10 protein-coding genes and 1 tRNA gene are annotated in these 14454 nt (G+C 70.8%); 8 read left to right on the forward strand and 3 right to left on the reverse strand.

Going from position 1 to position 14454, the window contains the following annotated elements; genetic code table 11:
* Positions 1–54: 54 nt before the first annotated feature.
* The gene (locus HNR13_RS01510) at positions 55–1476 is read right to left on the reverse strand and encodes an MFS transporter (protein WP_343063403.1); all 1422 of its coding nucleotides are present in this window, start codon (positions 1474–1476) and stop codon (positions 55–57) included.
* Positions 1473–1913 carry a MarR family winged helix-turn-helix transcriptional regulator gene (locus tag HNR13_RS01515; RefSeq protein WP_179604122.1) on the reverse strand — a complete coding sequence of 147 codons (441 nt, stop codon included), beginning with the start codon at positions 1911–1913 and terminating at the stop codon, positions 1473–1475. Before HNR13_RS01515 ends, HNR13_RS01510 begins: the two co-directional genes overlap by 4 nt.
* A gap of 82 nt (positions 1914–1995) precedes the next feature.
* Between HNR13_RS01515 and HNR13_RS01520 the strand changes: the two genes are divergently transcribed.
* Both HNR13_RS01520 and HNR13_RS01525 read left to right on the forward strand, forming a co-directional pair.
* Positions 1996–3252, forward strand: coding sequence for an amino acid permease (locus HNR13_RS01520; RefSeq protein WP_179604123.1), 1257 nt, complete (start codon positions 1996–1998; stop codon positions 3250–3252).
* 69 nt (positions 3253–3321) lie between these two features.
* Entirely contained in the window at positions 3322–6936 is a 3615-nt protein-coding gene (locus tag HNR13_RS01525) for a galactose oxidase-like domain-containing protein (protein ID WP_179604124.1), read from the forward strand.
* 99 nt (positions 6937–7035) lie between these two features.
* Here the strand turns inward: HNR13_RS01525 and HNR13_RS01530 are convergent.
* Positions 7036–7119: transfer RNA gene (locus HNR13_RS01530), tRNA-Leu, on the reverse strand.
* Positions 7120–7273: 154 nt separating this feature from the next.
* Here HNR13_RS01530 and HNR13_RS01535 point away from each other — a divergent pair.
* Genes HNR13_RS01535 through HNR13_RS01560 form a run of 6 tightly spaced genes read left to right on the forward strand, consistent with a single transcriptional unit; the run spans position 7274 to position 14385 of the window.
* Entirely contained in the window at positions 7274–7987 is a 714-nt protein-coding gene (locus HNR13_RS01535) for an FhaA domain-containing protein (protein ID WP_179604125.1), read from the forward strand.
* Positions 7984–8586, forward strand: coding sequence for an FHA domain-containing protein FhaB/FipA (locus HNR13_RS01540; RefSeq protein WP_179604126.1), 603 nt, complete (start codon positions 7984–7986; stop codon positions 8584–8586). Before HNR13_RS01535 ends, HNR13_RS01540 begins: the two co-directional genes overlap by 4 nt.
* A gap of 3 nt (positions 8587–8589) precedes the next feature.
* Entirely contained in the window at positions 8590–9837 is a 1248-nt protein-coding gene (locus tag HNR13_RS01545) for a protein phosphatase 2C domain-containing protein (RefSeq protein ID WP_179604127.1), read from the forward strand.
* Positions 9821–11218: an FtsW/RodA/SpoVE family cell cycle protein gene (locus tag HNR13_RS01550; protein WP_179604128.1), complete on the forward strand. Its 1398-nt coding sequence runs from the start codon at positions 9821–9823 to the stop codon at positions 11216–11218. The genes HNR13_RS01545 and HNR13_RS01550 overlap by 17 nt, the downstream gene beginning before the upstream one ends.
* 3 nt (positions 11219–11221) lie before the next feature.
* Positions 11222–12676 (forward strand): peptidoglycan D,D-transpeptidase FtsI family protein, encoded by a 1455-nt coding sequence (locus HNR13_RS01555; RefSeq protein ID WP_179604129.1) that lies wholly within the window; start codon positions 11222–11224, stop codon positions 12674–12676.
* Positions 12673–14385 carry a serine/threonine-protein kinase gene (locus tag HNR13_RS01560; RefSeq protein WP_179604130.1) on the forward strand — a complete coding sequence of 571 codons (1713 nt, stop codon included), beginning with the start codon at positions 12673–12675 and terminating at the stop codon, positions 14383–14385. Before HNR13_RS01555 ends, HNR13_RS01560 begins: the two co-directional genes overlap by 4 nt.
* Positions 14386–14454: the final 69 nt, after the last annotated feature.

A 14454-nucleotide genomic window follows, 5' to 3' on the forward strand; every position in this document is an offset into this window, starting at 1 on the left:
GGGGTGCTTCGGGAGGCGTGGCTCGAGGGGCCCGTCGATGGCTCACCGACGGGCTCAGGCCTCCGCCGCGCCGGTCGCGAGCCGGTCGACGCGGCGCAGCGAGCGGTCCACGAGCGTGATGACCAGGAACAGAGCGCTCGCGCCGAGCATGAACCAGGCCAGATCGTGCAGCCCTGCCGTGTCGGCGGTGGTGTGGAAGAAGGCGCCCGTCGCCGCCGACGCGAGCATCGCGCCCACGTACATGAAGGTGCGCAGCAGTCCGGAGGTCGCGCCCATCCGGGCCGGGTCGGCCTGGTGGTACAGCGTGTTCTGGATGGCGAGGTTCACCAGCCCCTGCGGCACGCCGACGACCACCGCGATGAGGACGAGGAACCAGAGCGCGGCCTCCGGTCCGACCAGGAGCAGCAGCACCGCCATCACCACCTGACCGGCGGCGCCGACGAGGAGCTTCCAGCGGATCTCCGGGCGACGGCCGAACACGGACGCCACCAGGATCCCGATGCCGAAGGTCGGCAGCAGGATGAGCCCGGCCGCCGCCGGGGAGAGACCGCGCCCGCCCTCCAGCCACTGCGTGAAGCCGTAGAGGTAGCAGTACGAGACGGTCGCCGCCAGCACTCCGCGCGCGTAGGTGATGAGCAGAGGGACGTTGCCGGCGAAGACCCGGACGTCGATGAACGGGTCGGGCCGGCGCAGCTCCCACAGCGCGAACGCCGCGCCGAGGACCGCGGCCAGCGCGAGGAGCCAGAGCTGGGCGAGGCGGATGTCCATGAGGAACAGCAGGAGGGACACCAGCGTGCCCGCGAACAGCGCGATCCCGAGGTAGTCCAGCCGGCTGCGGGCGGGCCGGTCCGCGTCCGTCCGGCTCGGATCGAGCGCCGTGGTCCGCGGAAGGAAGAGGAGGCTGAGCACCAGCGACGCCAGCGCGAGCGGGATGTTGACCGCGAAGGTGGCGCGCCAGCCGCCCACCTGGATCAGGAGGCCGCCGAGCGTCGGCCCGATCACCGCGATCGTCTGCGTCGTCACCGAGAGCGCGGTCAGCACGCCCGCCGGGCTCCGCATCCCCGTGCGGGTGGCCTCGCTGCGGATCAGGTACATCGCGGCCGGATAGCCCGCGCAGGTGCCGAAGCCGAGGATGACGCGCGCGACGACGAGGATCGCGATGTTCGGCGCGAAGACGCCGATCACTCCGGCGAGCCCGGTGAGGATCGCCCCCGCGATGGAGAGCCGGCGCGGGCCGAACATGTCCACCAGCCGCCCGACGAGCGGCTGGCCGATCGAGGTCGCCAGGTAGAGCGACGACACCAGCCATGCCGTCTGGGAGGCCGGTGCGCCGAGCGCTGTCGCGATCGGGACGAGCGCGACGGCGATGATGGACGAGTTCACCGGGTTGAGCACGGCGCCGATCATCATCGGCGCGAGCAGCCGCCGGTCGAAGCGGTCCGCCGGACCGGGCTTGGCGGCGATGAGGTCGATCACGGACGCACCAGCTTCTCGATGAGCGCGGTCGCCGCGAGGATGGTCCGGCGCTCCTCCTCGGTGAGCCGGTCCTCCATCGCGTGCGCGAGCCACTCGCGGCGGGCGTCGAGGTTGCCGCTCTCCGCCTCCCGGCCGGCGTCGGTCAGCGAGACGAGCTGGCGGCGGCCGTCGGTCGGGTCCGGCGTGCGGGTCACCAGGCCGAGCTCCTCGAGCGATGCGATGGTGGTCGCCATCGACTGCGGCCGGACGCCCTCCAGCTCGGCGAGGCGGGAGGCGGTGCCGGCCTCGCCTTTGCCGATGCGCGCGAGCGCGGACGACTGCTGCGCGCTCAGCCCGGCGCCCTCGGTCGCCACCTCCCGGAGGCGGCGGCGGAGGCGGGCGAACGCGACGCGGAGGTCGAGCGCCGCGCGGACGGAGGAGGCGGAGGGATCGGGCATATCGTCAGTCTAACTGATCAGTCCGAACTGTGCAGTCTGAACTGTCTAATTGGTGGTCATCTCGTCTCGCTAAGCTTCCGCCGTGACCGCTCCCGCCTCCCCTCCGTCCGGTGCGCTCGCCCGGCGGCTGAACCTGGGCGACGCCGTCGTGATCGGCCTCGGCTCCATGATCGGCGCCGGGATCTTCGCGTCGTTCGCCCCCGCGGCGGCGGCCGCAGGCGCCGGGCTGCTGATCGGCCTGGTGCTGGCCGGCTTCATCGCGTTCTGCAACGCGACCTCCTCCGCGCAGCTGGCGGCCCAGTACCCGACCTCGGGCGGCACGTACGTCTACGGCCGCGAGCGGCTCGGCGCCTGGCCCGGCTTCGTCGCCGGCTGGTCGTTCGTGGTCGGCAAGACCGCGAGCTCGGCGGCGATGGCGATCACCTTCGCCACCTACGCGGTTCCGGCGGCATGGGTGAAGCCGGTGGCCATCCTCGCGGTGCTGGCGCTGACGGTCGTCAACACGCTCGGGATCACCCGGACCGCGCTGCTCACCCGCATCCTGGTCGCGGTGTCGCTGCTCGCGCTGACCGTCGCGATCGTGATCGGCTTCAGCCACACGGCGGCGAGCGCCGCCGCGCCCGGCGTCGCCGTGACCCCGTACGGCGTCCTCCAGTCGGCCGGCTTCCTGTTCTTCGCGTTCGCCGGTTACGCCCGGATCGCCACGATGGGCGAGGAGGTCGTGAACCCGGCGCGCACCATCCCCCGGGCGATCACGACCGCCCTGGCGATCGCCCTCGTGGTCTACGCGCTGGTGGCGGTATCCGCCCTCCATGCGCTCGGCCCGGCCGGCCTGGCCTCGGCCACGGCGCCGCTCAGCGCGGTCGCCGACACGACCGGAGCCGCCTGGCCGGGCGTCGTCATCCGGATCGGCGCGGCCGCGGCCGCCCTCGGCGCCCTGCTGGCGATGATCGCCGGGATCGGCCGCACGAGCCTGGCGATGGCCCGCAACCGCGACCTCCCCGGCTGGTTCGCGGCGGTGCACCCCCGCTTCCACGTCCCCTACCGTGCGGAGCTCGCCCTCGGTCTGGTGGTCTGCGTGCTCGTCGCGGTCACCGATCTGCGAGGCGCGATCGGCTTCTCGTCGTTCGGCGTGCTCCTCTACTACTTCGTCGCGAACCTGTCGGCGTGGACGCAGGACCGCGCGAACCGGCGCTACCCGCGGGTGCTCGCGCTGCTGGGAGCCCTCGGCTGCCTGGTGCTGGTGGTGACGCTGCCGCTCGGATCGATCGTCGCGGGGGTCGTGGTGCTGGCGGTGGGTGTCGGCTACCGGGCGGTGCGGGTGCGACTCGCGCGTTGACGCTCGCCTATTTACAACGAGCGGCGATTGGAGGACCCTCTCAGATATCAATCTGAATGAGGTTTGCTCATGTTTGTGCCGCATCGGAGCCGGTTCGCCGCCTTCGCCGCCCTCGCCGGCCTCGCCGCCCTCACCCTCACCCCGGTGTCCACCGCGACGGCCGCCACCGGCCTCGCCACCGACGTGGTGGTCAGCGGGCACCAGACCACCGCGTCCTCCACCGTGGTCTCACCCGTCTTCAGCACGACGCAGAGCGGCGAGCTGCTCCTGGCCTTTGTCACCGCCGACGGACCGGCGGTGGCGGGGAGCGAGACCTTCCCCTCGGTCACCGGCGCCGGCCTCACCTGGCAGCTCCGCAAGCGGGTCAACGCGCAGTACGGGACCGCGGAGATCTGGCAGGCCGTCTCCGGCAGCGTCATCACCAACGCCACCGTCACGGCCACCCACGGCGGCTCCGCTCTGGCGGCCATCACCGTCGTCGGCTTCACCGGCGCCGACACCGCCACGGCGGGCGCGGTCGCGGGCGCGAGCGGTGCGTCGGGCGCGCCCTCCACGACGCTCACCACGACGCGGACGGGTTCCTGGGTCTGGGGAGTCGGCGAGGACTGGGACAACGCCGCCGCACGAACGGTCGGGTCCGGCCAGACCAAAGTCGATGAGGACCTGGCGTCATCCGGGGACACGTTCTGGACGCAGCGGCAGACGTCCGTGACCACCGCGGCCGCACCGACGAGCGTCACCATCAACGACACCGCGCCGACGAACGACCGGTGGAACCTCGCCGCGATCGAGGTCCTCCCGGCGAACACGCAGGACACGACTCCGCCCACCGTCAGCATGTCCGGCCCGGCCGACGGCAGCACCGTCACCGGCACGGTCGCGGTGTCGGCGACCGCCACCGACAACGTCGGGGTCGCCTCCGTGCAGTTCCTGCTCGACGGAGCGCCGGTGGGTGCGGTCGTCACCAGCTCTCCGTACACGATCCAGTGGGACAGCACCTCGGTCGCCAACGGGACACACACCCTGTCCGCGACCGCGCGCGACGGCGCCGACAACCAGGCCACCGCTCCGCCGGTCACGGTCACCGTGAGCAACAGCGCGAACGATCCGTCGGTCGTCGGATCCTGGGGTCCGGTCGTCCCGTGGCCCGAAGTCTCGATCCATGCGGCGCTCACCGACACCGGCAAGGTCCTCACCTGGCAGGGCGACTTCTCCGCCAACGGCCAGCAATACCTGCTCGATCCGGTGAGCGGCGACTACATCCAGGTCCCGAACGGCGCCGTCGACCTGTTCTGCGCCGGCCAGGCCGTGCTCGCCGACGGCCGGATCGCCGTGATCGGCGGGACCGCGACGAGCGGCGGCCTCGGGATCACCGCGGTGAACGCTTTCGATCCGAGCACCCAGACCTGGGCGCCGCTGAAGTCGATGAACCATCCGCGCTGGTACCCGACCGGGACAACGCTCGCCGACGGCCGCGTCCTGGTCACCTCCGGATCGAACACCGGCCTGACCGACATCGTCCCGATCCCCGAGGTGTACAACCCGCCCGCCAACACCTGGACGGACCTCACCGCCGCGAGCAACCCGATCCCCTACTACCCGTTCATGTACCAGTTGCCGGACGGGAGGGTGCTCCAGGCCGGCGCGTCGGAACAGGCCACGTCGACCCAGGCCCTGGACGTCGCCAAGCAGCAGTGGACCACGATCGACAGCCAGGTGCTGGACGGCGCGTCCATCACCAACTACGCCCCCGGCAAGTTCCTGAAGGCGGGCACCGCGTCCGACGGCGGCTTCACCGGCCTGTCGGCGAACACCGCCTACACCCTCGACATGAACCAGCCGAACCCGGCCTGGAAGGCGACCGCCTCCATGGCCTACCCGCGCAGCTTCGTCGATCTCACCAACCTCCCCGACGGGACCGTGCTCGCCACCGGCGGCGGGACCGACAAGTCCGGGCAGGACGTCACCAAGGCGGTGAAGCCCGCCGAGATCTGGAACCCCGGCACCGGGACCTGGACGACCGTGGCCGCCCTGACCGCGCCGCGGCTGTACCACTCGGTCGCGCTCCTGCTCCCCGACGGTCGCGTGTTCGTCTCCGGCGGCGGAGGCGACAACGGCGTGACCAACCAGTTGAGCTACCAGATCTACTCGCCTCCCTACCTGTTCAAGGGCGCGCGGCCGACCATCACCTCCGCTCCGTCGACGGTCCAGTACGGCTCGACCGCGTTCATCCAGACCCCGGATGCGGCAGGCATCACCTCGGTTTCGCTGATCCGGACCGGCTCGGACACCCACGCGTTCGACCAGAACACCCGCGGGATGCAGCTGTCGTTCACGCAGACGGCGGGCGGACTGAACGTGCAGCTGCCGCCCAACGGGAACTGGGCGCCCCCCGGCTACTACATGCTCACGATCGTGAACGGCAAGGGCGTGCCCTCCACCGCCGCCATGGTGCGCTTCCCCGCGCCCTACGAAGACACCGTCCCCCCGACGGCGCCCGGCGCCCCGACGGCGACCGGAGCGGTCGGCAGCGTCACGCTGGGCTGGACCGCCTCCACCGACAACGTGGGAGTGACGGGCTACGACATCTACCGGTCCACCACCTCCGGCTTCACCCCGAGCGCGGCGAACCTGGTGAAGCAGGTCGGCGGCAGCACGACGAGCTACACCGACACCGGGCTCGCGGCCGGCACGTACTACTACCAGGTCGAAGCGGTGGACGCGGCCGGGAACGCGAGCCCGCCCTCGGGGGAGGTCTCCGGGACCGCACTCGCCGACACGACCCCGCCCTCCGCGCCCGGCAACCTCACCGCGTCGGCCGGGGCGGCGGGCATTGCGCTCAGCTGGACGGCGAGCACGGATGACGTGGGCGTCGTCCGCTACAACATCACCCGGAACGGCTCGCCGCTCACGACGACGACCGGGACCGGCTACACGGACGCCGCGGTCGTGGGCGGCACCTCCTACACCTACACGGTGACCGCGCAGGACGCGGCGGGGAACGTCAGCGCGGCCTCCAACAGCGCCACGGCCACCGCCGTGTCCGGACCGAAGGCGATCACCGTCGACAAGCTCGTGACGAAACATCAGGGCACGGCCGCCTCCACGGTCGCGGTCGGCGGCCTCACGACGACCGGCACGAACGAGCTCCTGCTCGCCTTCATCAGCTCCGACGGCGGGAACGCCGCCCAGATCGGCTCGGTAAGCGGAGGCGGCCTGACCTGGACGCTGCGGCAGCGCGCGAACATCCAAGCGGGCACGGCGGAGGTCTGGCAGGCCGTGGCGCCGACGCCGCTCTCGAACGTGACCGTCACGGCCACCCAGAAGTCGGGATCGTGGCAGTCGTCGCTCACGGTCGCCGGGTTCCTCGGCGCCGACAGCGGCGCCGGAGCGGTCACCGCCGCGAACGGTTCGAGCGGCGCGCCGAGTGCGACGCTCACCACGACCCGCGCCGGCTCCTGGGTGTGGGGCGTCGGGACCGACTGGACCGCGGCGCGCGCACGGACGGTCGGCGCCGGCCAGACGCTCGTCGACCAGTACCTCTCCCCCTCGGGCGACACCTACTGGCTGCAGCGGACGAACGCCCCGACCGCGGCGGCGGGCACGGCCGTGACCATCAACGACACCGCGCCGACGACCGACCTGTGGGACCTGGCGCTGGTCGAGATCCTCCCGGCGCCGTGAGAGGGCCGGGCCCACAGCAACACAGAAGGCCAGTCAACACAGAAGGCCAGTCAACACAGAAGGCCGGATCGACTTCCGTCGATCCGGCCTTCTCGTTCGTGCGCGAGGGGGGACTTGAACCCCCACGCCCTTTCGAGCACTGGCACCTGAAGCCAGCGCGTCTGCCAATTCCGCCACTCGCGCGAACCAAGGAAGAGTAACACGACACCGTCTCCGCAGACGAATCCGCGGGTGGGCCCTGGGGATGATCTTCACCTGGCAGTCAGCCGCGCGGGGGTGCCTTCCAGGACGTTCCGACTAACATGCATGTAGCTGGCAAGCCGGGAGCGGGAGACTAGTGGGCATTCTGGACAACTTCGAGCGGGGGCTCGAGCGCGCGGTCAACGGCGCGTTCGCGAAGACCTTCCGTTCCGGGCTGCAGCCCGTGGAGCTCACCAGCGCCATCCGCAAGGAGATGGACACCAAGGCGGCCGTCGTCGCCCGGGATCGGGTCCTGGCTCCCAACCGCTTCGTGCTGCGGATGTCGGCCGCCGACTACAAGCGCATGAGCTCGATGGGGGCGGCGCTCACCGACGAGCTCGTCTCGTTCGCGCAGAAGCACGCCACCAGCCAGCACTACGCGTTCGCCGGCGGCCTCTCCATCGAGCTGCGGGAGGATCCCGACATCAGCGTGGGGATGCTGCAGATCGACTCGGAGAACGTCAAGGGCGACGTCGCCTGGACCCCGGTGCTCGACATCGACGGCCGGCACTACCCGCTCACCGGCGGCCGCACCGTCGTCGGGCGCGGCAGCGACGCGGACATCACCGTCGACGACACCGGCATCTCCCGCCGCCACGTGCTGATCACCTGGGACGGCCACCGAGCCCAGGTCGAGGACCTCGGCTCCACCAACGGATCGAAGCTGAACGGGCAGCCGGTGAAGAAGGCGATCCTCGAACCCGACTCCGTCGTCACCATCGGCCGCACCCGCATCGTGTTCCGCGTGCTCCCCCAGGCGGCGCCCTCCCCGCACTCCCCGCAGGGCGACAACTTCTGGAGCACCTCGTGAACCCGAGCGAGCTCACCCTCCTGGTGCTGCGGTTCGGCTTCCTGCTGCTGCTGTGGCTGTTCGTCTTCGGCATCGTCTACGCCCTCCGCACGGACCTGTTCGGCCAGCGCGTCCGCAAGCTCCCGGAGTCGCAGGCGCCCGCCTCGCCCTTCCCGACGCCCGCCGCCGCTCCCGCCGCACCGGCTCCGGCGCCGGTCGTCGCTCCCGGCCCCGCCGGCCCGACCGAGCCGGTCATGAAGCACGCGCCGGTCTCCAGCCTCCCGGCCGGCGCGAACACGGCGGTCGGCGGCACCAACGCCAGCGTCCAGACCGCCCACCGCCTGGTCATCACCTCCGGGCCCCGCGCCGGCACCGAGCTCGCGCTGGGACGCGACCCGATCACGATCGGGCGCTCCAGCGAGTCCGGGCTCGTCATCCGCGACGACTACACCTCGACACACCACGCCCGCCTGCTCCTGTGGAACGACGAGTGGATGATCCAGGATCTCGACTCGACGAACGGCACGTTCCTCGACGGCCGCCGCGTCACCGTCCCGACCCAGGTCCCGCTCGACACCCCGATCAAGATCGGGACGACCACGTTCGAGCTGCGACGGTAACCCGTGGCAGGCAATCGCGCGGCGGCCGTCTCCCACGTCGGGAAGATCCGCTCGAACAACCAGGACTCCGGCTACGCGGGTCATGAGCTGTTCGTGGTGGCCGACGGCATGGGCGGCCACGCCGGCGGCGACGTCGCCAGCGCGATCGCGGTCAACCGCATCCGGGAGGCCGACGGCGAGTACCAGACGGCCGCCGAGGCCGAGTTCGCCCTGCAGTCGGCGCTGATCGCCGCCAACTCGCTGCTCGCCGAGACGGTCTTCGAGCACCCGGAGCTCACCGGGATGGGCACCACCGTCAGCGCGCTCATGCGCGTCGGCGACGAGATGGCGATCGCCCACATCGGCGACTCCCGCATCTACCTCTTCCGCGACGGCGAGCTCAGCCAGGTGTCGGTGGACCACACCTTCGTGCAGCGCCTGGTCGACAGCGGCCGGATCACCGAGGAGGAGGCGATGGTCCACCCGCGCCGCTCGGTGCTGATGCGGGTGCTCGGCGACGTCGACGCCTCCCCCGAGATCGACACCCTGATCCTCGCGACCCGGCCGGGCGACCGCTGGCTGATCTGCTCGGACGGGCTCAGCGGCGTCGTCAAGCACGATGACCTCCTCGCGGCCCTCGCCACGCGCGACGCCCCCAAGCAGGTCGCCGACAAGCTCCTCAAGCAGAGCCTGGACGCGGGAGCGCCCGACAACGTGACCGTCGTGATCCTCGACATCGCCGACGTCGCGCGCGGCGACATCGTGAAGGAGCCGATCACGGTCGGCTCGGCCGCGGCGCCGCTCCAGTTCGGCGAGCCCAAGCCGACGACGCGCGCCGCCCGCCTCCCCACGCTGCGGCTCCACCCGATGCGGCCGGCGACCGGGCCGACGCACTTCGAGCCGCAGTCCGACGACTACCTCGACGAGCTCATCGAGGAGGACGAGCGCCGGGCGCGGCGCAGACGGCTGACCTGGATGATCGGCCTGGCGGCGCTCGTCGTCGCGATCGTCCTCGCCGTGCTCTTCGGCTACCAGTGGACCCAGTCCCGCTTCTTCGTCGGGGCCTCCCCCGCCGGGAAGGTCGCCATCTACCAGGGGGTGCAGCAGAACCTCGGACCGATCGTGCTCTCGCACGTGTACGAGGAGTCCACCGTGTCCGTCAAGAGCCTCCCGCAGTACGACAAGCAGCTCGTGCAGCAGACCATCAACGCCGACGACCTGGCAGCAGCCCGGGCCATAGTGGACCAGTTGACCGATGCCGCAAAACACTAGCGTCCAGGAGCGGAACCAGGCCGGGCCGGCCACCGGCCCGGTCAAGCGGCTGCGCCTGCCCGCCAAGCTGCGCAACCTCGAGCTGTTCCTCCTCCTCATCGCCTGCGGCATCAACGCCGCGGCGGTGGTCCTCGTCCAGCTCGGCGCGCTGGGCCACCTGGATCTCACGCTCGTGTACCTCGGCGCCGGGCTCGCCGCGCTGGTGATCGGGATGCACATCGCACTGCGGATCGTCGCCCCGCAGGCCGACCCGTTCCTGCTGCCGATCGCCACCGTCCTCACCGGCATCGGGATCGCCGAGATCTACCGGATCGACATCCACTTCAAGGACGCGGGCTGGGACAGCGCGGGCGTCAAGCAGATCGCCTGGGCGGCCATCGCGATCGCCTGCGCGATCGGCGTCATCGTCGTCATCCGCAACCACCGCGTCCTGCAGCGCTACACCTACATCTTCGGCCTCGCCGCGCTCGTGCTGCTCCTCCTGCCGATGCTGCCCGGCATCGGCCGCGAGATCTACGGCGCGCGCGTGTGGATCGGCATCGGCCCGTTCAGCTTCCAGCCCGGCGAGCTCGCCAAGCTGTGCCTCGCGATCTTCTTCGCCGGCTACCTGGTGCAGGCCAGGGACTCGCTCTCCATGGTGGGCAAGAAGGTCCTCGGCATCCGCTTCCCGCGCGCCCGCGACCTCGGCCCGCTGCTCATCGTCTGGCTGATGTCGATGGCCGTTATCGTGTTCCAGCGCGACCTGGGCACCGGTCTCCTCATCTTCGGGCTGTTCCTCGTGATGGTGTACGTCGCCACCGCCCGGATCAGCTGGGTCATCCTCGGCGTGCTGCTGATCGGCGGCGGCGCGATCGTCGCCAGCCAGCTGCTCCCCTACGTCCACGACCGGTTCGAGAACTGGCTCGATCCGTTCGCCCAGAAGGTCTACGACGCGCAGGGCGGCAGCTTCCAGCTCGTCCAGGGCCTCTTCGGCCTCGCGCACGGCGGCCTCATCGGCACCGGGCTCGGCCAGGGGCAGCCCTGGGTCACCCCGGTGTCGCAGAGCGACTACATCATCGCCAGCATCGGCGAGGAGCTCGGGCTGGCCGGCCTGTTCGCCATCTTCGCGCTCTACCTGATCTTCGTCGCGCGGGGACTCCGGATCGGCTTCGCCGGGCAGGACGACTTCGGCAAGCTGCTCGCCGTCGGCCTCTCCTTCACCGTCGGCCTCCAGTGCTTCATCGTCATCGGCGGCGTGACGCGGGTGATCCCGCTGACCGGTCTGACCACTCCCTTCCTCGCGGCGGGAGGCTCGTCCCTGGTCGCGAACTGGATCATCGTCGCGCTGCTGCTCCGGCTGTCCGACACCGTCCGCAACCAACCCCGTCTGGTGGTGAGCTGAACGATGAATCGCGAGATCAAGCGGGTCAGCACGATCGTGCTCGTGATGTTCCTGGCACTCCTGGTGTCCACGTCGATCCTCCAGGTGGTGCAGGCCGACAACCTGGCCGCCGACGCGCGCAACACCCGCGCGCGCAACGACAGCTACTCGGCCCAGCGCGGCGCGATCCTCGTCGCCGGGCAGCCGATCGCGCAGTCGGTCCCCTCCAGCGACGTGTACAAGTGGCAGCGCCAGTACAGCAATGGGCCGCTGTACTCGGCCGTGACCGGCTTCTACCCGGTGAACGGCGAGGCCACCGGGCTGGAGGGCGCCCTCGACGACAAGCTGTCCGGCACCTCCAACTCGCAGTTCTTCGAGCGGATCAACTCGATCCTGACCGGGAAGAACCCGCAGGGCGCGACCGTGGAGACCACGATCGACCCGAAGGCGCAGCAGGCCGCCTGGAACGCGCTCGGCAACTACCAGGGCGCCGTCGTGCTGCTGGAGCCGAAGACCGGCAAGATCCTGGCGATGGTGTCGAAGCCCACTTACGACCCGAACGTGCTCGCCTCCCACGACACCGCCGCCGTCAACGCGGCCTACCAGCAGTTGCTCGACGCCTCGGGCAGCCCGCTCACCAACCGGACCATCGGCGGCAACCTCAACCCGCCCGGCTCCACCTTCAAGCCGGTGATGAGCGCGTCCGCCTTCGGCACCGGCCAGTACACCAAGGACAGCCAGCTGCCGAACCCGGCCGAGCTGACGCTGCCGAACTCCCCCACCGTCGTGCGGAACGACTCGCTGACCACCTGCGGTCCCGGCGCGACGGTGTCGATCGCGACCGCGCAGATCCTCTCCTGCAACATCCCGTTCGCCGAGCTCGGCATGCAGCTCAAGCCGGAGGTCATCAAGGACCAGGCCGACAAGTTCGGCTTCAACCAGTCGCTGAGCATCCCGATCCCGGTCGAGAAGAGCGTCTACCCGCTCTACACCGACCCGGCGGAGCGCGCGCTCGGCTCCTTCGGACAGAAGGACGACCGGGCCACGCCGCTGCAGATGGCGATGGTCTCCGCGGCGGTCGCGAACGGCGGCAAGCTGATGACGCCGAACCTGGTCGACTCGATCCGCTCGTCGGACCTGCAGCCGATCGAGACCTTCCAGCCCCAGCAGTTCTCGCAGCCGATGACCCAGCAGAACGCCGACACCATCAAGCAGATGATGGTCGACGGCGTCGATCACGGCGTTGCGAGCAATGCAAGAATAGACGGGGTCCAGGTCGGCGGTAAGACGGGGACGGCGCAGAACGGCGCGACCGACCCGTACACCCTGTGGTTCACAGGGTTCGCGCCGGCGAACGACCCTCAGTTCGCTGTGGCGGTAGTCGTTGAAAATGGCGGTGGACTCGGTCAGAGCGGCACGGGCAACCAAGTCGCCGCGCCGATCGCGAGAAAAGTACTAGAGGCGGTGCTGAATAAATGAGACCCACAGCAGGGCTCACCTTCGGAGGACGTTACGAGCTGCAGTCGCGCATCGCGATCGGCGGCATGGGCGAGGTCTGGCAGGCGACCGATCTGGTCATCGGCCGCACCGTCGCGATCAAGATCCTCAAGGACGAGTACCTCGGCGACCCCGGCTTCCTGGAGCGCTTCCGCGCAGAGGCCCGGCACGCCGCGCTCGTCAACCACGAAGGCATCGCGAACGTCTACGACTACGGCGAGGAGGAGGGCAGCGCCTACCTCGTGATGGAGCTGGTACCCGGTGAGGCGCTCTCGACCATCCTGGAGCGGGAGCACGTCCTCAGCACCGACCGCACCCTCGACATCGTCGCGCAGACCGCCGCCGCCCTGCACGCCGCGCACGCAGCCGGGCTGGTCCACCGCGACATCAAGCCGGGCAACCTGCTCATCACGCCGGACGGCCGGGTCAAGATCACCGACTTCGGCATCGCACGCATCGCCGACCAGGTCCCGCTCACCGCCACGGGCCAGGTCATGGGCACGGTGCAGTACCTGTCGCCCGAGCAGGCGTCGGGCCACCCGGCCTCGCCGACCACCGACATCTACTCGCTCGGCATCGTCGCGTACGAGTGCCTCGCCGGCCGCCGCCCCTTCACCGGCGAGTCCCAGGTCGCGATCGCGATGGCCCAGATCAACGAGGCCCCGCCGGAGCTGCCGGCGACCGTGGCCGAGCCGGTGCGGAACCTGGTGTTCGCGTGCATCGCGAAGAACCCGGCCGACCGGCCGGCCTCCGCGGCCCACCTGGCGCGCGCGGCGCAGGCCCTGCGGCGCGGCGACATCCGTGCGGCGGCCGCGTCCGTCCCCGCCGTGCTCGGCGCCGCGGTCGCGGCCGACGCCGCCACCGTCCTGATGACCTCGCAGAACCCCGCCCCGACGCAGGCCACCACGGTGCTGCCCGCGGCGGCGGCCGGCGCCGTCACCGAAGAGGAGGAGACGGAGGAGCCGGTCGAGGAGAAGAAGCGCAGCCCCTGGACCTGGCCGCTGATCGCGCTCATCGCCCTGCTCGCGCTGGTGCTGATCGGCACGATCATCGCGCTGTTCCTGCAGCCGAAGACGCCGGCGCCGACGGCGACCACGCCTCCCGTCGTCCACACGACCCCGCCTCCGTCGCCGTCGGCCACCCCGACCGAGACGAGCAGCACGGTGCAGATCAGCGAGGGCGACTACCTCGGTCTCACTGCCGACCAGGCGCGGCAGAAGCTGCAGGGCGTCGGGATGGTCGCGGACGTGCAGACGGGCAGCGCGGCGACCTCGGCCGGCCAGGTCAACACGGTGTACTCGGTGAACCCGACCGGCCCGGTGCAGAAGGGCTCGACCATCACGGTCAAGGTCTACGGACCGGTCACGCCGATCCCGACGCCGAGCGACACGGTCTCCGCCAACCCGCCCTCGGGTCAGGGCGCGGCCAACTCGCAGATCACGGTGTCGTTCGGCTCGGCGACCTGCCCGGCCGGCCAGAACCTCACCGGGCGACGCCTCTTCGTGAACGGCCAGCCGCAGGCTCCGGTCAACGACAGCAAGTTCACGTGGTCGCCGACCTCGGCGGGCAACTACACGCTGAGCTACTCGATCTTCTGCAACCAGGGCGAGTCCGTCGAGTCGGCCCAGTCGCCCACCACCCCGTACACGGTCGTCCCGGCCGGAGGCTCGACCTCCCTCCCGACACCGTGAGCGGCCCGGCGCCCCTCCGACACCGACCGTCCGCACACCACCCCGGGGAGACATCCAGAGTCGGCCCGC

Source organism: Leifsonia shinshuensis (genome assembly GCF_013410375.1).
Classification (GTDB): domain Bacteria; phylum Actinomycetota; class Actinomycetes; order Actinomycetales; family Microbacteriaceae; genus Leifsonia; species Leifsonia shinshuensis.